General features: G+C 53.1%; 17 protein-coding genes. 5 read left to right on the top strand and 12 right to left on the bottom strand.

Annotated elements, in window-relative coordinates; all coding sequences use genetic code 11:
- Positions 1 to 4: 4 nt before the first annotated feature.
- Together QPW08_RS13455 and QPW08_RS13450 are read left to right on the top strand one after the other, a co-directional pair.
- Positions 5 to 1015, top strand: coding sequence for a hypothetical protein (locus QPW08_RS13455; protein ID WP_284126424.1), 1011 nt, complete (start codon positions 5 to 7; stop codon positions 1013 to 1015).
- Positions 1016 to 1041: 26 nt separating this feature from the next.
- Complete coding sequence (locus tag QPW08_RS13450) at positions 1042 to 1284, top strand: DUF2188 domain-containing protein (protein ID WP_284126423.1); 243 nt, start codon at positions 1042 to 1044, stop codon at positions 1282 to 1284.
- Between the two features lie 136 nt (positions 1285 to 1420).
- Here QPW08_RS13450 and QPW08_RS13445 read toward each other — a convergent pair whose 3' ends face one another.
- The 4 genes from QPW08_RS13445 to QPW08_RS13430 all read right to left on the bottom strand — a co-directional run bounded on the left by QPW08_RS13445 (position 1421) and on the right by QPW08_RS13430 (position 7125).
- On the bottom strand, positions 1421 to 3604 hold the full coding sequence (locus tag QPW08_RS13445) for an ATP-binding protein (protein WP_284126422.1): 2184 nt from the start codon (positions 3602 to 3604) through the stop codon (positions 1421 to 1423).
- Between the two features lie 74 nt (positions 3605 to 3678).
- Positions 3679 to 5274 (bottom strand): recombinase family protein, encoded by a 1596-nt coding sequence (locus tag QPW08_RS13440; protein WP_284126421.1) that lies wholly within the window; start codon positions 5272 to 5274, stop codon positions 3679 to 3681.
- A gap of 234 nt (positions 5275 to 5508) precedes the next feature.
- Positions 5509 to 5973: a hypothetical protein gene (locus QPW08_RS13435; protein ID WP_284126420.1), complete on the bottom strand. Its 465-nt coding sequence runs from the start codon at positions 5971 to 5973 to the stop codon at positions 5509 to 5511.
- A gap of 18 nt (positions 5974 to 5991) precedes the next feature.
- On the bottom strand, positions 5992 to 7125 hold the full coding sequence (locus tag QPW08_RS13430; RefSeq protein ID WP_284126419.1) for a type IV secretory system conjugative DNA transfer family protein: 1134 nt from the start codon (positions 7123 to 7125) through the stop codon (positions 5992 to 5994).
- Between the two features lie 418 nt (positions 7126 to 7543).
- Here QPW08_RS13430 and QPW08_RS13425 point away from each other — a divergent pair, with 418 nt between their 5' ends.
- The 3 genes from QPW08_RS13425 (at position 7544) to QPW08_RS13415 (ending at position 8893) form a co-directional block, all read left to right on the top strand.
- Positions 7544 to 7897 carry a helix-turn-helix transcriptional regulator gene (locus tag QPW08_RS13425; protein WP_284126418.1) on the top strand — a complete coding sequence of 118 codons (354 nt, stop codon included), beginning with the start codon at positions 7544 to 7546 and terminating at the stop codon, positions 7895 to 7897.
- A gap of 37 nt (positions 7898 to 7934) precedes the next feature.
- Positions 7935 to 8366: a hypothetical protein gene (locus QPW08_RS13420; RefSeq protein ID WP_284126417.1), complete on the top strand. Its 432-nt coding sequence runs from the start codon at positions 7935 to 7937 to the stop codon at positions 8364 to 8366.
- A gap of 215 nt (positions 8367 to 8581) precedes the next feature.
- The gene (locus QPW08_RS13415; protein WP_284126416.1) at positions 8582 to 8893 is read left to right on the top strand and encodes a DUF2958 domain-containing protein; all 312 of its coding nucleotides are present in this window, start codon (positions 8582 to 8584) and stop codon (positions 8891 to 8893) included.
- 18 nt (positions 8894 to 8911) lie between these two features.
- On the opposite strand, the gene QPW08_RS13410 is transcribed toward QPW08_RS13415, so the two are convergent.
- The 8 genes from QPW08_RS13410 to QPW08_RS13375 all read right to left on the bottom strand — a co-directional run bounded on the left by QPW08_RS13410 (position 8912) and on the right by QPW08_RS13375 (position 20112).
- The gene (locus QPW08_RS13410; protein ID WP_284126415.1) at positions 8912 to 9580 is read right to left on the bottom strand and encodes a hypothetical protein; all 669 of its coding nucleotides are present in this window, start codon (positions 9578 to 9580) and stop codon (positions 8912 to 8914) included.
- 14 nt (positions 9581 to 9594) lie between these two features.
- Complete coding sequence (locus QPW08_RS13405) at positions 9595 to 10557, bottom strand: replication-relaxation family protein (RefSeq protein WP_284126414.1); 963 nt, start codon at positions 10555 to 10557, stop codon at positions 9595 to 9597.
- A 201-nt stretch (positions 10558 to 10758) separates the two neighbouring features.
- Positions 10759 to 11475 carry a hypothetical protein gene (locus QPW08_RS13400; RefSeq protein ID WP_284126413.1) on the bottom strand — a complete coding sequence of 239 codons (717 nt, stop codon included), beginning with the start codon at positions 11473 to 11475 and terminating at the stop codon, positions 10759 to 10761.
- Positions 11476 to 11507: 32 nt separating this feature from the next.
- Complete coding sequence (locus QPW08_RS13395; RefSeq protein WP_284126412.1) at positions 11508 to 13670, bottom strand: type IV secretory system conjugative DNA transfer family protein; 2163 nt, start codon at positions 13668 to 13670, stop codon at positions 11508 to 11510.
- A 1-nt stretch (position 13671) separates the two neighbouring features.
- Positions 13672 to 14193, bottom strand: coding sequence for a hypothetical protein (locus QPW08_RS13390; RefSeq protein ID WP_284126411.1), 522 nt, complete (start codon positions 14191 to 14193; stop codon positions 13672 to 13674).
- A 244-nt stretch (positions 14194 to 14437) separates the two neighbouring features.
- Complete coding sequence (locus QPW08_RS13385) at positions 14438 to 17422, bottom strand: type III restriction-modification system endonuclease (RefSeq protein WP_284126410.1); 2985 nt, start codon at positions 17420 to 17422, stop codon at positions 14438 to 14440.
- 20 nt (positions 17423 to 17442) lie between these two features.
- Positions 17443 to 19353 (bottom strand): site-specific DNA-methyltransferase, encoded by a 1911-nt coding sequence (locus QPW08_RS13380; protein WP_284126409.1) that lies wholly within the window; start codon positions 19351 to 19353, stop codon positions 17443 to 17445.
- Between the two features lie 18 nt (positions 19354 to 19371).
- Positions 19372 to 20112, bottom strand: a complete 741-nt coding sequence (locus QPW08_RS13375) for a DUF4391 domain-containing protein (protein WP_284126666.1) — start codon at positions 20110 to 20112, stop codon at positions 19372 to 19374.
- Positions 20113 to 20128 lie beyond the last annotated feature (16 nt).

The raw sequence follows: 20128 nt of genomic DNA, 5'->3' as shown, positions 1-20128 counted from the left end.
GCCTTTGCTCAGCCAAGTCGCCATTTGCGACTTTGAACCGAGACAAACGAAGGCACGGTTTGAGGCCTATCTAAGTAAATGGCATAATCTACCTATGCTGCACCTACCTCAGATTCTTAATCAGCACGGTCTGTTCCAGCGACTAAACGGGCTGAAAAAGGAATCTCATAAGTTTGGCGATCTCAAAGAAGCCATTCTCAATCATGGCACTGATGCGATTCTGCGTATGGAGCGCATTCGACATTTAAATGCTGTGGTACTGAAGGAATTTGAGCTTTTTGCCGATCAGGCAGTTCTGAAAGGCGAAAAGCGGGTGGTCTTCGCAGCCCAGTCCATGGGAGCACTTTTGGGTGAAATTTCGCCGCTCTTTTCAACTTTGAGAGTGCTCCAAAACAGAGTTCTTGCGCTGACGAGTGCATGGGAGTCTGTCCAGTTGCCAAAGAGCATGAACGACTTCAGCAAGAAGGCTGATAAGTACTCAGTGTCTCGCGACGTAAAAGACGCGATCGCTTCCTACTGGGAGAGGTCGGGAAAGCATGTGAAATTCTATCGTGACATTGATCAGCACGATTTCAACCGCGCTGAACTTACGTCTCGCTACTTCATCGATCTACTACCAGAACCGAGGGTTTTGGCCGAACTTCCTGATTACCAATCGGTCCTAAGACCGTCAGAATTCTCGTATGCGAATCAGATCAACGCGTTCGAGTTTCTCGACGATGCTTGCTTCGAACTTCATAAGCTAATCGAGGAGATTGCCGAGCTCTATGGTGCCGAAGAAGTCCCTCACAGCGATAGCGTGCGCATGGATCAGCTTGGTGACCTTATACCTTGGAGGTCAAGGACGTTGGCAATCATGTACGAGCAATCGCTTGAGACTACAGAAAATGGCCGTCAAATGAATCTAAGTGCGATCCGCATTGATCAAAACACCGAAGGCAAACTGGTGCTTCAGAAGATGTTACTTGACGGAAAACAGCTCGAAGCCGCCAAGAAGCTTTACGGAGTGCAATAAGCCACCATCTCACCTATAATACAAATATGGCACGCAAAAAGAACATCCACACAGTCTACAATTCTGACAGCAAGATGTGGGAGACTAAGCGGGAAGGTCAGAAAGAACCTCTCGCCCGTTCTCGAACCAAGGCTACCGCTCAGCAAAAGTCTCGTGCGGAAGCCAAGAAGGCGAAGGTCGAGCACGTCATTCACAATATGGACGGCAAGATAAGCGATTCAGATAGCTACGGTAATGATCCCAACCCACCTAAGGACAAGAAGCACTAGGCCGCTTTGTCGCTTCGGCGCGATTTTAAGTCCTTTTCTAGGCTCTTGAGTACACCAGCGGGTACACCCGCCATAATTCGGCGGATGCTTCTGTCTGGGTCACATTTGGAGCGCTTCGCTCCCTAGACAACTTGCATCACGTGCCGGCAGCATCGTCCTTGGCAGGCAAGGGCTTTCGCAGTTTATCGCTCGCGTCCTTCTTCGACTGATCGAATTCACGCCTGAGCATGATCGGTCTGTCCGCGGCCAAGGCTTTCCCAAATGCAAGGAAATGCAGATTGGGAAGGTTTGGAATGAGGTTCGTATGTTGGCTGCTGTAGACGCTCTGAAGGAAGTTTAGGCTTGTCTGATCGATTAAGCTGTGAGTGAGGAAAGTGTTACATTGCGAGAGGATCGTTTTGCTCACCAAGGCGGTGCGCTGAGTGACAACTAACAAGCCTACTCCATACTTACGCCCTTGAAGCGCGATCTGACCGATCCTGCTCACAACCCACTGCGTGTCGTAATCAAATCCAGAGCCGCCCGTTTCAGGGACAATCGTATGGGCTTCCTCAAGCACGATCATTATTTGGCGAGCACGGCGATGCTCTCGAGCCCACTCCATGATCGTAGATAGATAGAGTTCCGTGAGCCTGAGAGACGCCTTGGTATTGGTTATCTCTCTTAGCTCAAGAATGGCTAGATGATCGTCTTCACTTTCCAGGAATTCGGTGACCTGTTCTGTCGTTGAGTCGCGCAGCTCATCGATAGCCTTCTTGAGCACCTTCTTCTCAGCTCCAGCACCGTAAGCTCCTGTGTCAGCATCAAAAAGCTTTTCAGCCAGGTCCTCGGCCTGCTCCTTGGTCGGGGCCGGGAAGACGGGGTTCAAGTCGGCTAAGCGCTGACTGTAGTCACCAGTGAAGTCTACGCAAAACACCTTGGTGCCTCTTGAAATTGCCTCTCGAACGATATCAAGCGCAAGTTCCGTCTTGCCAGTTCCAGTCACCCCGAGAATGGCGGTGTGGTACTCCACCAAATCATCCAAGTTTGCATTCAATGAGATGTCTGTGGAAGGAACCAGGCCAATTGGAAACTCCCGGGCAGCTGGCTCGGGCTGTTCAAACTTACGTTCCTTGGCCGCGAACAGCGGAGTGTTCATCGCAGGAAGCCAAGGGAACTTCAGAAAGCCTTTTGCTGGGTCATAGCGACCAAGTTGTGCTGCTCTTACTATGTGGGTGCCTCTTGGATTTTGATCGAAATTCTCTTCCGAAGTCACGGCGTCCAGAATCTGGTAAAAGATCTCCCGCCCATCAATCCGCAAGAATACGACCTCTCCTTCTTCGAGAGCCCCAGGGCCGGCAACCTCAAAGTTCACGACTCCAATGTTTGAGTTCTCCACTACAAAGCCCACAAGGCGTGAGTCCCTCGCACCGCTCAGATTCTCAATGAACTCTGCAGCTAGCTCCTCGTTATGGGAGAGCGAAACTTGGCCGGAAGAAAGTGGAAGCGGTTCAGCGAGCTTGGCTACACATAAGCCAGTGCCAACAACCTCGGCGCCCTGCGGTTGAGAAAATAGCGCCGCAACATATTGCTGCTCTCCGCTCGGCATGGCTGCGGCATAAAGGTTACCTTGTTTCCATACTGCGCCAGAAGCAAGCTTCACGCGCAAGATATTTGGATGGTCGACCCGATCGATAATCCCAACAGTATCGCCATCTACATTGGTCGCTTTTTCCGTTCTCCAAGCTTGCAAAGCAGCGATGGTTTGTTCGATTGGCCGAGCGATTACAAATAGAAGCCATAGCAGCAGCAAAGACGCCATTGTCCCAAAATTCGCTTGGTAGGCCCCTATGATGCTTACAATGGCCGCTACAGAATATGAGATCTCAGGTTTGCCGAATATGCCGACCGCTCGATAAGCAAATTTCCCGGATGCTGTGGGCAGAGATCGGTCATGCAGGAAGAGAGTGGTCAGAGACAGCGCAATGACTGCCAGTGAATAAAAGAAGCCGGCCCAACGAATTATATCCAGCTCTCTTTGGAACTGACTGACAGATGACAGATCCAATGCTGCTAGGACTGCGGCCGCAGCTACTGCATTTGCCAAGCTATCTCGTGGTGGAAGGAACCATGGAGCCGAAAGCAAGCATAAGAACCACATCGCTGCCGCACTCAGTAGCCAAACACTCTCCAGGCCGCCCGTCGGCACGAAACTGGAGGTGGAGATTGCGAACGCTAGGTAGAAGATCGCGACATTGACGATCAGGACGAGCGTCCTTTGTTTTAGGCTTGGGTATGACGCTCTTCCGGACATAGACGCTCCGTAAGTTTCTGTTTTCATGAACTCAGTTTGCCACAGAATGTAACAATCTGCATGCGTAGTTCGCAAACTAGAAGCAAACCACCTGGCAGCCTCTACCTAATGAAGCGTCCTTTATCGTCTCTTGGGATCTCCTTAGATCTATGAGTCATTGGCTCACATCCGAAAGCGCGCATAATGCGACGATAACTCAGCAGCAGAGCGCCGAAGGTTCGATCTCTGTCTCGAGATGGTTCACCAGAGGGTACGCCCGCCAAAATTCGGCGGATGCTTCTGTCTGAGTCACCAAAAGGTACACCTGCCTCAGATTTGAGGTCCAACAGCCAATCATATGGCTCTAGGTCTACATTTCTTCCTGAAACCCGCCAGTTCGGCGAGACGATTTCCAGCAATTGACGCCTTTCCGGACCATTCCCCAATCGATGGCTTGAAACAACGCTACTTGCGAGTTCGGCCAATGTGCGCAGTCTTACAGCCGCAGAAGCCAAGTCACGCATTTCGCGCTGCTCCTGATCGAGTACCTCCTCTTCCAAGGCCAAACTTCGACGGCGCTTTGAGAAATCCTCAGACCCAATTCTTCCATCAATATGTGCGTCTATGAGCCGATCGATCCGCTCTGCCAATTTTGCGCGCCTAAGCTGGAGAGAGCGCTCGACTGGTTCATGCTTCTTGTCAGTCTGCCAAGCCTCGATTTTGCGGCGAAACCGTTTCAGGTCCTGACCTGTCAGCTGGAGGCCCGTCAGGCGTGTCTCGATGGCAATCTCAAGCTGATCCTCTCGGATGGTACGCGTGATGCACGGCACAGTCTTGCAACGATAGTAGACGCGCCCCTTCTGCAATTCTGGAACCATTGCGCCATTGCAGTGAGCGCATCGAAAAAGACCTTGGTAGATGTGATTGTGGCGCGTGACTTTTGGACCGGACTTGCCGGACTTGATTTCCTGGACGCGCTCAAACAGCTTCGTGGTGATCAGTCTTTCATGAATACCTTTGTAGGTCCGCCCCGTACGTTTGATGTGGATCACCCCGGTGTAAAAGGGGTTGTTGAGCATCGTCATGAGGCCGTTCATGGTCAATGCACGGCCATTGCGCCCGGTTAGCCCCTGGCGGTTCAATTCAGCTCGCAACGTTCGCAGTGAATGGCTTCTGGTCGCATAGAGCTCGAATGCTCGCTTCACGAGAGGCGCTCGCTCAGGGTCCAAGGTCTTCGGCTTTCCGCGACCATTGTCGAGATAGCCAATCGGAGCCCGGAATGGATAGAGACCTTGCTTCAATCTGCCGTTGAGTCCCTTGATCGATTCTTCGCGCAAGTTTCGGATGTAGTCGGCAGCCACGACGGCTTGGACGTCAGCTGCGAGGCGACCGCCCCGAGACGTGAAGTCGAGACTCTCTGAAGCGAAGTGAATTGATACCCCGGCATCAGCTAGATCGCCGATCTTGGCCCAGTCAGCAAAGTTACGGGCAGATCGATCGATCTTATGGACGATCAATCCATCGGCTTTCCCGCGCCTGAGCAGGCGGACCACCTCATTGAAGACGGGTCTTCCGCGCTTGGCCGCTGTCTCTTTTTCTTCGAACCACTGAACGACACTGAGATGGTTGCGACTCGCAAAGGCCTCAATTGCTTCTCTTTGCGCCTCTAAGCTTACACCTTCGCCTTGCTTAGCTGTTGAGACGCGGATGTAGGCCAAACACTTCTTCATACCTCGTCGTTGTCTATGGAGTCGGAGTCTACCATATCCTCAAAATCCGTCGAATCGACGTCCCAAGGCCAAGTGCCCTCAAGCACTCGGCGCTCATAAATCCGCCTGCACAGTTGGAAGTATTCTTCGAGAAAGTCGCGTTCACTCATTCCTCTAGCTTACGCCGAGAGGATTCGAGTCCTAGTCATCAAGATGCGCGCCTAAGGTGCCTTTTGACGGAGCTTACTGTCGTATTTCATCGAACTTTGTTGAGCTTGCAAAATGAAGGCTATCGAGGTCCGCATCACCGTAATGCGGCTTGCCGTAGATCGCTTCGATATGCGTGATCTCTTTTGATGCGATCATCGACGGCAATGCCCAAAATGGCTCCATCGGTAGATAGACCAATATCGAAGCCTTACCGCCTTTGAGGGTCACTCCAAAGAGCCTAGGCGAAGCGGTCGCCGATAGAGGCTGCTCTGCGCTATACTCGCAAGCGCAGATAAGGGTGGCCTCAAAGGGAGCGCCGATTAGTTTCTTATGCTTCTTGCCGATAGCCTCAACCGTACCTGCAATTTCCAGGATCGCTTCATCTCCTACCTTTCGATAGTCGATCTCGTTTCGCGATATGTAATAGCTCCGGTTGTAGCTGATTATCCGAGCGACCAGCTCATTCCTCTCAATCTCAATGCGTCTTCTTCGAGGCATCCTTATCTCCTATCCCGGCTATGAAATTGCACTGGTTTCAAAGCTGAACGCCGGAGACTTTTGCCCTTGGATCAGGAGCTGTGCAAAACCACGATAGTTTGGGAGCCTCACCAAGGCCTCAGCGGGCACGTCGATAAGCTGTCGAGAGAAGAGTGCTGCGTCGGTTGCCCCCAAGCGAAAGCACAGGAGCGTTCCGCAGTTGCCGATGACAGCATCCGCAACACTGCCATCCATTTGTGAGCGGTGCTGATGCGCAAGGGTTAGCCCTAGTCCGTACTTGCGAGCTTCTGGGAGCAACTCAGCGAATGCTGATGTCGTAAAGTTGTGAAACTCGTCGACATAGAGGAAAAATGGGCGGCGATTGCGTTCACGCAGATCGTGCCTGGTAAGCGCGGCGTTCATAAGATTCGTGATCAATAGGCCGCCAAGGACATTGGCATTGTCAGTCCCAAGTTCGCCCTTTGCCAGATTGACGATCAGAATGTGTCCTCGGTCCATGATCCGCCGAAATCGCAGCGGCTTATCTGGTTCGCAAACGGCTCGACGAACAACTGGGTGCGCAAGAAATGCTCCCAACTTGTTGGCGATCGGGGCAACACCGTCGATGGAGGTCATGTAATTCATCTTGGGCAGCTCTTCGGTCCAGAAGCGACGGACCTGAGGATCGGTCACGCGGGCAATTACGACCCTGCGAAATTCTCGATCGACATAGAGGCGCACAACGTCGCGCAGGTCTGCCTCTGGCAACTCTAGCAGCGCGAGCAGCGCGTAGCGAAGCAGGTGCTCCATGCGGGCGCCCCAACTGTCAGCCCACTGCTTCTTGAGGCTGTCGATTAGACCTGAAGCCACAAGCGGTCGATGTATTGCGCCAACCCGAGTGATCGGATTGTAGCCATATGGACTGGCGGGATCGGCGACACGCCAGTGAATGACGCGATCAACGAGCCGATTGGCGAGTGTTTCAGCAAGGTCTCCGTGTGGATCGATCAGACACACTCCGCGCGCGGCTGTCACATCCTGAAGTATCATCCTCTGAAGGAGCGTAGTCTTGCCGGTGCCGGTCTGTCCGATAATGTAGCAATGATGCAGCCGATCGCGCTGAAGCAACCCAAACGGCAAACGCTGTGTCCGCTTAAAGGCATCGCCAATCATGGTGAGCGAATTTAGCATGACCGAATTGTAAGGTGGCGCGAGCGCTGGCCTCCAGGCGGTCAGCTGCGCCTCTTGATGGGCGCGCTTGCCGCCTGGCCAGCTTGCGAGATAGAATCAAGGTGGACGGTCAGAAGTGGCCTTGGGGAGCGTTTTGGCTGTCTAGCATTGGGTGCTGGATGCCCGCTATCCTGCCCCTAGGGAAGAAGGACGGTAGTTCTCTTGATGACCACCTAAGTGCGATGGCAAGCCAACCGGAAAGGTTTCACCTTTCCGGCAAACGGAGCTCTGCCATCGTACTTGGGTGCAAGATACTCGAAAGGCAGTCAAAGCGGATAAACTGGGGACATTGTGCCTCCTGGAGCGGCAGGAGCGAGTGACCTAAGCTGATGCAGCTTTAGCAGCATTAAGCCAACACAATATGTCCAGACAATTTGCCCAAGACTTGCGTCTCGCGCGGCGCAAGGCGGGCCTCACCTCAGAGGATGTCGCGCACCTCCTGGGGACAGGTCGTAAAGAAATCACCGCGCTTGAACTGGGTCGAAAGCTTCCGAGCTTACCACAGATTTGCGAGCTATCGCTCATCTATGGCCGCTCCTTTGAAAGCTTGTTCTCTGAGCTCATGGAGAGCGGCAAGATGAAGCTTCAAACCCAGCTTCCGTCACTGCCAGCTGAGCGGCGCAACCGCGTGGCGACTTTCAATCGGGACGCCACTTTGAAGCGGATCAAGGCGCGCGTTACTGGAATGACGCCATCACCTTATGAGGGCGCTTAGGTATCTCGGCTTTGCAGTCGCATATCGTAGGATCGGCGTGGTAGTACTCGACCAGGGCAAGCTCAGCCACTGGCAAATCGCAACTTCAGGCTATCAGTCTGACTCCAAGATGCGTCTGTTGACGATTAGTCTCCTGTGCGACCATCGTCCGAATGTTGTCGTCACGGAAAAGCTTGATCGACATTGCCGCAAAGGTCCGAAGGCAAAGGCTCTCATTGGGGTGATTCATGACGCGACCTACGAGGCTAATATTCTCCTGGTTCCCACAAACCGGGCGCATGAGTTCGTCAACAAATACGCAGAAGCCGAAGCGCTGGTAGCCCGGTACCCGGAGCTGACACCCTGGTTGCCGCAGCGAGAAAAGTTCTACGACAACGAACCGCGCAACACGGTATTGTTTGAAGCTCTGTCCATGACTGAGAAGGTTATGCGGGGCTCATCTACAACGTTAGCAGCTGCCCTTGGTTAGCCGTTTCGTAGAGCAGCAAATCAGCCCAAAAGCCTGCCCTTTGATGGCCAGTTCGCGCTCCCAATCAGCCGCAATTGTTGGGCTGATTTTGCTTTAAGCCAATCCTCAATTTGTGACCTTTTGGGCGCTGTTCGCCTCCATGCGCCAATGCCAGGTCGCCCGCACACTGGGGGAAGCATTGGCAATCCCGCCAGTGCCCTAAAAAGGAGTGTGCGATGGATATTCGCAGCGAGGTCGCCAAGCGACTCAAAAACCACCCGCTTCGCAGTCAAGAAGGGCGGAGCGACCCCATCATCCACTGCAAGCTGTTCCATGCTTTCGGCGGAGGCACTTGGTATCTCACTGAGTATGATGGCCAAGATATCGCCTTTGGCTTTGTCACCGGACTGGTGGCTGACGAGTGGGGATATGTGTCGATCAGCGAGCTTGAGAGCCTGAAGCTCGGTGGCGAGATTCCGCGCATCGAATGCGACCTGTTCTTTGAACCGATCGCGTTTTCCAAGCTGAAGACGCAAGAGGGTTACTAACCCTCGCAAGAGCCAAGCTTATGCTTGGCTCTTTTGTTCGCTTACGCGGTCCGCAAGCGCATTCGCGATCCGCCTGACAGCCTTTCCACTGATATCGGAGCCATGCTCTCGCCATCCCAAATAGTAGTTGGCCCCAGAGCTCATCGATTTCCAAAGTTTCAGCCTGGGGTTCCGGGACTTGTCCAAAGCATTTGGATCAGGACCAACAAGCACGAAGACATTCTTCGATAAGGCAGGCAGATGGTCAGGAAAAACACTCTTGTCCTTTAGAGCCTTAACGAAAGAGCCAATGGTTCGCCCTTTCGAGAAAAATCGCTCGAGGCGGCAATAGTCCTGATTCAAACCGAATTCTGAATCTTCCTTCTGGTAATCCTTGATCCACCTGCCGAGTGGCAACTGTGTGTTGATTTCAGTTATGAGAACGAGCCCTTGCTTTGAGCGGAAAGCTAAGGCTGGTTGCTCTCGGATGGTGAAAACCGAACCTTGCTCACGCCATTTCTCAGCGCGGTCTTTTGCAGTCCGAATGCTGTCATGCATACACTCAGCAAAATAGTGCGTGACCCAGGTCGAGTGCCAAGCGTTGCGGCCTCGAATGACGTAGAAGAGATTTGTCGGGAAGACGTCTGAGATGTGCGAGAGGCCGAGCTTCTTGTGAGCGCCTGGAGAAAACTTCGACAAAGCTGTCATTTTCTACCTGCCTCTCATTTCTCATCCAATCTCAATGCTTGATAGCCCGCCCGAGCCCAATCGCCAATCAACAGGGCTGGATTGGGCCTCGGCGGGCAAAAGACTGGCCCGAAAGCATCCCAGGTTTGAAACAACTGATACGCATTGCCTGCCGGATAGATTTCGTCGAGCACCTCTTGCATCCGTGTACGCCGAGAAAGATTGGTCGTTACATTCAGGACCAACATTGGCGCAGTCAGGTTGAGATGCTCCCGATATCCTCCGCCTTCGATGTATTCGGCGTATTGAAGCAAATGTCGCTCAAAGCTTTTGCGGTGGAAATTGCTCGATGTGGCGGGTTCAGTGGCCCGATCGACTTCGACCACAAAGAAGCGAAATTTGCGGCTCTCACCGGAATGGTATTCGAGCCCGAACACGGCATCGGGGATAAGGTCTTTGACGAAGGTCGCGCCCGACTTTGGATCAGTAATTTTGGTTGGCCAACGTAAGTCGACCTCGGCTCTCGCCAGGATCATACTCTGTGGAATGTACTTTATGTCATGCCTTTGGCGGCAGGCGAGCTCTATCGAGGCGGTGACGCAAGCCAACATGAAGCGATGGAGCCAAGGCCCCGAATGACTTCGGCACCCAATTGAGCTGCAATTTTCAAGTGCAGCAATTGCTGGCAGGCCCAGATCATAAACCAACTGATTATGGCGGCTATCGATAGTCCGAAACTGCTGAAGCGGTCGCGTGAGGTAGGGTCCGTGGTGCGGCGTGTTTGCTTCATTGAAGAGGTCGGTTAGGCGCTCCTTCGCGCGCTTTTCGGACTTGTGAGTATGGCGGCTGTATTCGAGCAGGAATGATGTCGGCAACGGGCCGTGTTCGGCAAGCTTTGCGAACCAGAGGAGATCGCGGTCCTGTGCGCTGACCCGTTTTCCGGTGGATGTTGGCCTGAGACGATTGCGCCTACTGCTGACGGTTTGTCGTTGATCCATGATATGCCCTCGCTGCTTCGGGGCAGATCACTTATGCGGATTTTGGATGGCTGTAACCGTGCGGCATTTTCCAACATGTGATGCAATCAAGAATTATGAGAACGGATGTTCAAACCAGGATTTCTCGAAAAAGCTCAGACGGACACGGAGCCAGTAATGGGCTGTTGGCTGACTGATGATTGACGGCTCAGCCTAGGAACCTCACCTGCGAGATAGGATGCCACCTCGGCTCTTTGGTTTGTTCTTTCTCAAACGCCTCTCCCGTCGCTCAGCAACCCTGGCCTTGGCTATCTCTAATCTATCCAACCGCGATAGTCGGTCGTGTGAATCAGACACCTCGACTCTCAACTGCTTGAATGCGCTCCACTTCCGGATCGTGTCAGAGATTTCCTTCAGCCTTCGGGCAACATCATCAATCGAATAGATTTGGAAGCTCGAAAACCCTTCGACACTCTCAATATTAAGATTGTCAGCAAACCGATGAGCTTTCTCATCCAAGCTGGCATAGTCGATCGTGATTTCGAATTCTGCTCCCTTCTTGTCCCGGAAGAGGTCGGGGCCCATCCCAAGATCAAACTTTAGAACTTCATTTGGCCTCAGAAAGGATATGTCGCGAAGGACCTTCGAGTCCTCCAAATAGAACTCGCTCGGCCAATCCGTGAGTTGTTCAATCTTTGCCGTGACATTGACTGCGGCTGCGGAAGAAAGGTTGGCAATACAGAGCTGCACAATATTTGCATGAACCTCGTTTGGCCTGAGGTAAGCGACCACTCTGGGCTGGCTCGCCAGCATCCTTGTCGCCCGAGCCTCTTTGAAGAGAAGATGCGTTGTCCAAGCATAGAAGCCGGTGACAGTGAGGAGTCCTAGCGTGAGGATCACACTAGCCACACCAGCATTGCTGTTTAGTGTCTCAATCATTGAAGGTGCTCCTTCAGCGCCCACATCGTGACTTACCAGTCATCGCCTGGGTCCGTGTCCACATGGCCCGGGGCAGAATCACCGGGCTTCTGCTTCTGGCCATCATCCGAATTACCGTCTTCGGTGGTGGCATTGCTGGGACTGACTTCATCAGACGCGGGTTCCTCGGACTCCCGATCACGCTGCGTTTCGTCGGTTCCAACAACCGAATGATGTTCAGCGTATCGACATCGCATTTGGTGCCGCAGCTCATTGCGCTGCGTAGCTGACATTCGTGGCAAATCTTCAAGGTATCCGAATGGAAAAGAAAGAGGCACTGCGCCCTTGGTGTGCCCCCGGATGTGCGCGGCGAAGCTGCCTTTGCCTTGGGCCTCGATGAAGGCGGCGTCGGTATAGAGCATGGGTGCGAGAGCCCTGGCATCTTTCGCTGAAACACCGCCGGCAAATTTGATCGCGGTGTTGGCCGAAAAAGCTTCTTGAAGCTTGGGCTCAAGCTGCCCGAGATATTGGTGAGCAAGCACCATCCCGACATTGTACTTGCGCGCCTGAGCCAGGATCAGTCCGATGTTTCGATCGAAATAGTCCTGCGCTTCATCGACATAGACCATTGTTGGAACTCGCTCGCCACCTTTCAGCGTAGCGCGTTCCTGCGCTGCCTGCGCGATCATGGCGATGAAGAAGCGGCCGAATATCTCGGTTCCTTGCTCCTTCAGGAGATCCTTGGCGGTATTGATCAGGATCACCTTTCCCGCATTCATTTCTTTGAAGAGGTCGAGCTTGGAGCGCGGGTGCGAGAACATGCGCTCGAAGGTCTGATTTTCGAGGATGCCCCATAGTCGCCTGAGAACTTGCTTTTTGGTTTGCTCGAATTCTCGGGAGGCAAACTCGGTTTCGAAGAAGTGCTTCGCGGTTCCTTGCAGTTTGGCAATATGCTCAGCGAACTTCACCTCACTTCCAGGCTCCATCAACTCCCGCAGTGTGTGAATGGTGGCATCCGGGATGTGGAGCATCAATCTGGTCACGTAGCGAAAGATGACGTTCTGCTTCTGCGTCATCTGCGCGTCGAGCAGCGTGCCAAGCACAAAGTCGTAGAGCTCTAGGATAGAGTTGGTCAGCCTCTCTCGCTCAAGTGGAGCGTAGCCGGAGAGGCGTTCCTGACCGACATCGAACAGGTTGAGCGATACCGGATATTCAACGTCGGTTGGATCGATCAGGACAAGCCGGTCATGCAGAGCACCGCCTGGAGAAAATGCGGCAAGCTGGGCGATGTTGCGGATTAAATCGCCCTGGCTATCGAGCACCACGATCGAACGCTTCTCCTGCTCCATTGCAGCCAAGTCTTGAGCGATCAGATATTGCAGCGTCTGGGTTTTGCCATGACCGGAACCGGCAATAATGTGATGATGTTCAAAGCGTGCTTTCGTAGGGATGGTGAAGGCAAGCGCCTGATCAAATAGGTCCAGCAATGGCGTCCCGCCGAGATAAGTCGAAATCAGCTGCTCGGGTGACTTTGCATCAAACTGCTCGGGCATTTTTGGGGCCCGGTTGAAGCTAGCGGGATCGGCCGGATTGCCGCCTGAAGCAGCAACGACATTGCGCTCAAGGCGATCACGTAGGCGGGTGAAAAGAGCTTGTTCCGATAACTCTTCCGCAAAGCCCACCCCAAGCATCGCTTGTGTGACCTCGGCTAGGTTCCCAAGACTTCGCAACAGGTCAGTCGGAATCCGAATCCCATCTTGCTCATCAGTGTCTTCCAGCAATGCGGGGCAAGACGATAGCAGCGGTTCGAGGATAGCTGCGCTGGCGATGGTGATGAGAGAAATCTTCTCGTCGAAATCATCAAGGAATCCGCGCTGGCGCGACAGCTCTTCGCGTATATCCCAAAGCTCAGCGATCGTCCGTTCGCGGTCCCAATCGACCTCCGGCAGTACCAACATCCTTTCGTAGTCGAAAATGCGATCGACAAATGTCCGAACTACACTGTGCTCAAAATGAAATTGCGGAATGCCAAGCCGCGCGCATACATCGTCCGCGACCGCGCCGATGAGACGCTGCCTGCCGACATCGTCCGAGAGGCCGAGTTGGCGGAATTGGCCTTCGAGCTCCATGAAGAGCTGGCGCACCAATTCCGCCTCGCTGGGCTTGAACAGTCCATGCACCAAGGAATGAACCCGCGCTCCGACGCGCCAGACCATATCAGAAAGCCCTGAGGATCATTTCTCGCGCAAGCTCCTTCGGCAGCGGCTCGATCGTATGGCGTTCAACGCCGTCCCAATGTTTTGCGCTTTCCATGACCTGGCGGAACATCTCGCAGGCCCCTTCAAGCCAGGCCTCTTTCTTGGCGAGCTCAACGACGCTGTCACACTTGAAATTCCTGCCATGCAGGAGGTCTTTCACAAAAATCGTCTCGCGTTTCTCGTTCATATGCCAGTAGCCCGCGCCACCACCGGCAGCGAGGCCTCCGATCAGTCCAAGCATTCCGCTATCGGCAAGATAAGTGAGGAGCAAAGCGGCGACCACAAATACAATCGCGCCCAGCTTGATGGCACCTCGAAGTAGATGGCGGTCATCAGCTCCGATCAAAATGGATTCATCGAAGCGGTAGCGATTGATCAGGGCCTGTTCGTCTTCTGTGACTTCGAGCTTGCCCCAAAGTTTGAAGTTAACCCGTCCAACGTTTCCGGTTGTTTGTTCTCTCTTGAAGAGAAGCTCCATCATATCCCCCTTACACCTGTTCAAAGACAGGAAGAGAGATTGAGAAGGCTCCTTTCAGGGGTCAAGAGATTTCCGTGTAATCTCTTACAGTTTCGGGAATATCCCCGCCCGCGAATTCAATAATGAGTGAGGGGATATTCTGAAGTCGTGGGCGATCCCCATCACCTAGAAACTCACTATGGTGAGCCATGCGATGCTATGGATGGGGATCGGAAACGGGACCAGATGGGGATACAGCGATCCCCATTCAAACGTGCTTCATGACCCCATCAACGGAGGTCGCCTTGATGAACTTTGCGGGGTTCGATTCCGCCTCGATCGCCCTGAAGTGCTTCTCTCCGCATTTGATCTTAGCACCTTCTTGATGACGTAGGTCATCCCACCAGCTGCTGCTCTTAGTCTCGACGACAAAGAAGAGCTTTTCCTCGCCATCTTGCTCAACCAGAACTGCCCAGTCGGGATTGTAGGTGCCAAGCGGAGTCGGGATTTTGAACCACGCCGGGAGCTTCGCGTAGACCTTCACAGCCTCATTGCTTTCGAGGTCTTCTGCGAAGGATTTTTCGGTGCCTTCAGAATCGTAGACCACGTACTCAAAAACGGATTTTTCGGCCTTCACCGCATTCTTCATGTAGCTCTTGAGCTCTTCCTGTTCGAACAGCTCTTGGCAATAGAAGTGATCGTCTCCGATGCGTCGGTACTTGATGCCATCGACCAATGCCAAGCGCTTGGTGCGAATGATCGCCTCGGCAGCTTGATCGATGAACTGCTGCGGGTTGCGTTTGAAATCGGGCAACCTGTCGCTCTTGATCAGAATGTCCACGATGCTCTTGCGGGTCAGCTGAGTGCGATCTTGGAGCTCAGTAATGATGTCAGGCAGGTCGATGTCGTCTTCATTGATCGTCGTATAATTGCCGACATCGCCATCCTTGGCCTCGACGCCGCCTTTGCCGATCTCGATCCCGGCCTTGCGGAAACGGGCGCGCGTCTTGGTAATCGGTTCGCTATCTCGAATGGCGATTGAGCAGTCTTCGATCAGCTTCACATTGTCGAATTCGACCCGATAGGTCGTCTTGTGCTTGATCCGGTCCCACAGGGCTTTGAACTCAGGACTCTGGAGCACGGCCTCGCGGGTGCGGATGATTTTGCGCTCGTCCGCGTTCTTGATGTCGAGACGCCCCGCAAGCTTCTTAAGGATCGCCTTGATCTCGTCGGCCTGCTCTGCGAATTCATCTGGAAGCTCTAAAGTGCCGTCCTTGAGTGCAGCCTTGAGGCTGTCCTGGACGCGGCCCTTGCTATCGATCAGTTCGGCTTGCTTAAGGTGTTGCCAGAGCTTCTCAGACGCATCTGCACCCAGAGGCTTGGCTTCGCCGTCTTCACCTTTGACTTGAATTGCGGCGAATTGGTGAGGCTCGACGATGCCGAATTTGATGCCAGTATCTTTCTCAATCTCGCTCTGAAGGTTCTTGGCGAACTCCTCGTAGCTCTCAGTCGCCACAACGGTCAGCGTGTTCACATCATTGCCACGTAGTCGCTGGCCTGATTGGTCTACGCACAAGCGCAATCCGCGTCCGATCGTCTGGCGGCGCTCTCGTTCAGTGCCCATGTCGCGCAGCGTACAAATCTGGAAGACATTCGGGTTGTCCCAACCCTCACGCAGGGCGGAGTGGGAGAAGATGAACTTCAGCTTGGTATCGAAGCTGAGCAGCTTCTCCTTGTCCTTCATGATGAGGTTGTAGGCACGCTCAGCGTTGTCGCGGTTAGTCTGATTGTTCTCGGCGGTGTCGGTCCAGCCACCTTTCTTGTCGATCGAGAAATAACCGTTGTGGAGCTCTTCAACCTCTTCATCCAGATCGATGCTGGCAAACAGTGTTTGGTAGTCAGGCAGCTTGGCGAGCCGACGATATTCCTCTTCGAACATCTCGGCGTATTTGCCTTTCAGCACATTCCCGTCGTCGTCATATTTCCGGTAGTGCTCAACGCTGTCGATGAAGAACAGGCTAAGCACCTTGATCGGGCGCCCAGTCTCCTTGAAGCGCAGTTCCTTATCCAAATGCTCCTTGATCGTGCGACGGATCATGAGCCGCTTCTGTTCATCGGGATCGACGCCGCCATGCGACATTCCCGGCTTGAGGGTCTTGTCGAGACCCGGACCCTTGAGCTCGATCGTCTCTTCGGGACCAACCGTGATCGTCCCAATCTGCATATTCTCGTAGATGGCTCGGCCCGTGAGCTGCTCCAGATCGTCTCCGTCTTCGACGGTCAAAATCTTGCGCTTCACATCCTTGCCGCTGGCGATATCGAGCTCGACTTTGGCCGTGATCGATCCCTGCCTGTTGTGCGTTGAAAGCAGCTTCACATAGGGTTTGTTGTGCCCGCCTTCGATTTCGAGCGAAGCGACTTCGATTTGCTTCACCAGGCCGCGCTCATAGGCGTCCACCGCATCCAGGCGATAGACCATGTGGTGCTTGTCGACGTGGGTCGCTGAATAGCGAAGCGTGCAAAGCGGGTTCATCGCTGCAAGAGCTGTCTTACCGGCACCTTTGAGACCGCCATCTACGCTTTGCGGCTCATCGACGATGATGATCGGATTGGTGGCTTTGATCAGGTCGATCGGCTTTTCGCCGCCAGTGTTCTCACTCTCTTTGTAGAGGTTGTTGACGTCCTTCTTGTTGATCGCGCCAACGGTGGTGACCATGATCTGGATCGTTGAGCTGGTGGCGAAGTTGCGCACCTGACCTAGCTTCGAGGAGTCGTAGAGGAAGTACTCGTACCCCTTCGCTTTGGGGTAGAGGTTCTCGAAGTGGTCGCGGGTGATTTCGAGCGTTTTGTAGGTGCCTTCCTTGATCGCGACCGAGGGCACGACGATCACGAATTTGGTGAAGCCATATTCCTTGTTCAGCTCAAAGATGGTGCGGAGATAAACGTAGGTCTTTCCGGTCCCGGTCTCCATCTCGACAGTGAAGTCACCGGACTGGAGTACTTTGTCCTGCGAAAGGCCATTCCCAAGCTGGACCTCAGCTAGGTTCTCAAGCAGCTCTTCATCGATGAGCTGTAGGCGATTGCCAACGCCCAGATCGCTCTCCACAAGCCCCAGAGTGGCCTGTGGGCCGCTTTCCGGGCGATAGGTAACGGTGAACTCGGACCGGGAGATTTCCTGGCCTTTGAACAGCTCGACAACCGAGGCGATAGCAGCCTGCTGGTAATCGAGATCGTCTTCGAAGTGGAGTTTCATCTCAGGCATACTCGGTCAGGTTACAGGCTACGAACATGAGTTATGCCGTTCTGCTCTAGGATGGCAGCCAGATTAGTCTTGGCGATGTCGTCCTCAAAAGCGCTGTCGCGGAAGAACACATGTGTGTCTGTCTCCGGCTCCAGCTCTTTGTGCCAATCGATGATACCTTGCGCCAATTCATCGACCTGACCCGAAGTGATCGACTCCGCCAAACAAGCGAATAGTACGCCAAATCCGACGCTGTGAATTGGCTTTCCTTTGATAGTCCTCGTTTCAACAGGCGTCGTTAGATCAACACCTCTCTTCAAGAGTAGCTCATAGAGTAAGTCCCGCTCGTTTCGGCCTTCGATCAAGTGCTCCTGATGACCAAGGAGGGACTCCTCCAGGTCAGTTCGATCAGGATTCCAAATTCGAATATTGGATTGAGCAAGTTTGAGAACCTTAAAGCCCGTATCTAAAGGCTGCTTGCGCCTAGCAATCTCATCAGAAAATTCGCGCGCGATCTTGTCTACGGCCAACTCGATACGTTTCCGACTTAGCTGTGCTATATTCGTCATTCCGGCACGAGCTGCGTCATGCCCTTCATCAATGCTTTCAGGCAGCTGCACCATGATGTAGCGCCTGGTGCCACCGTCCTTCGCATTCGCCTGTAGAACTGCATGTGCAGTTGTTGAGGAGCCAGCGAAGAAGTCTAAGATTATGTCGTCTTCGTCAGTTGGCAGCAGACTCATCAACCATTCGACAAGTTGCGGAGGCTTCGGGTGATCAAACATCCTCTTCCCAAAAAGTTGGTCTAGCTCTTTCTGAGCGGTCTGACCTGAGACGAGCGTTTGCATGTCTACGTGAGGCTTCTTCGCGACCCCATCATAGCGCACCTTGTTGTAAACATTTCCGTTCTTGAAAACTATCTCTCCGTCTTCAAGGCCCTTCTTGAACTTCTCTTCCGACCACAGCCAACGAGGAGCAAAGCCCCCAACTTCGCCACGCTTTCTCCTCTCCCAATCTTCGAACGAGCCCCCAGCGTAGTAGCTGACACCATCATGCTCTATTACATAGTCCAGCGTCTTCCTGTAGGCCGCACTCTTACTATCCAATTTCCGAAGGTAATATTTCCCTTTTTCATCTTCCAAATTGAATCGCGCAATATCTGATTGCTGCTTTTCAAATTCGGTCAAATCAGCACTTGCTCGATAGCAAAGTACATAGTCTTTATTTTGAGATAAGAAGCGCGAGTCCATTTTAATGTTCTCGGTTTTCTTCCAAATTATCTGGCTGATGAAATTCTCTTCACCAAATATATCGTCCATGATCGCGCGGAGGTTGGCGACCTCATTGTCATCAATGGAAACAAAAATTGCCCCATCCTTCCGCAAGAAGGACTTCGCCAACTTGAGCCTGGGGTACATCATCGTGAGCCAATTGGAATGCTTTCGCCCACCCGTCTCCGTGTTAGAAGAAAACTTCATTCCCTCGCTGTCAATTTGCCCAGAATACTTTAGATATGTCTCAAGGTTATCCTGAAATTTATCAGGATATATAAACTCTCTTCCTGTGTTGTAAGGCGGATCGATGTAAATCATTTTCACTTTACCAGTGTATGATTTCTGAAGAAGCTTCAGGACTTCCAGGTTATCCCCTTCAATAAAGAGATTCTTTGTCTGCTCCCAATTCTTGCTCGAATCGGGACACGGAAGCAATGTGCCCATGCTTGGAGTTAGGGCGATTTGCCGCGCCCTCTTCTTGCCGGGCCAGTTAAGGCCAAATTTCTCTTCACCCTCCACCAAAACCGAAGCGTCGCCAAGTAACTGGCGAAGCACCTCAAAATCGACCGCACCTTCTTTAAAGGCGTCCGGAAAAAGCTCTTTGAGCTTTTCGATATTCCCAGCAGCGATGTCGGCGCTTTGCCCGTCTTCCAGAGTTACTTTTTCCATAGTCTATCTTCTTGATTTCTAATCATTAAGCCTTAGGCGAGCTTCAAGTGCAAGTATAGCATCCTTTCGCTCCCTGATTTGGCTGTTGAGAGAGATTTTCCGCCCCATCTGTCGTTCGGCCTTCAGCGTGGACTTTAGCTCGGCAATCTCGCGTTCCAATCCGTCAATTTCCTTGAGTGCCTCGGCATGAGCCTTCGAGACCTCGATCGGCACCGGAGCAAATGCGCCAGTGCGCTCGCTGGCAATCAACTGGATGATTTGCGCCTGTAAAGCTTCATAAAGAGCGTAGAAGTTGGTTCCCGGCAATCGATGCAATGCGATCGCCTTGAGAAAGGCGGAGATCGGGGCATTGGCGCGCTTTGGATCGAACCACTCGGTCTGCCATCGATCAAGGATTACCATCTTGGACTTATCTGCCTGGTTGATACGCTTTTCAGCGACCGCGATGCTCAGCTTGCCCTCATGCTCGAACACAAGGATCAACGGGTAGGGAATAGCCCGATGCATGAACCCGGCGATACGCCGCGCCCTGTTTGGGCGGCTGAGCTCGATCGAGAGGATTGCGACTTCGGGATAGTCGTGCGTATCGTCCTGGAACGGGCGAATATTGATCGTCTCGGGCTTCAACGTGTAGCGCCAGCGGATGCGATCGACATCTTCGCTCAGCGCCTTTTTGTCAGTCTGGTCCAGCTCGGCATTATCGAGGAACATCTTCTTGTAGACCGGCTTGTCGAGCAAGCAGGCCTCCGGGATTTCCATGCTGGCAAAGAGTGTC

Source organism: Parerythrobacter aestuarii (assembly GCF_030140925.1).
GTDB lineage: Bacteria > Pseudomonadota > Alphaproteobacteria > Sphingomonadales > Sphingomonadaceae > Parerythrobacter > Parerythrobacter aestuarii.
The sequence above is the reverse complement of the archived record's forward strand: the minus strand, read 5'-3'. Positions and strand labels throughout refer to the sequence as shown.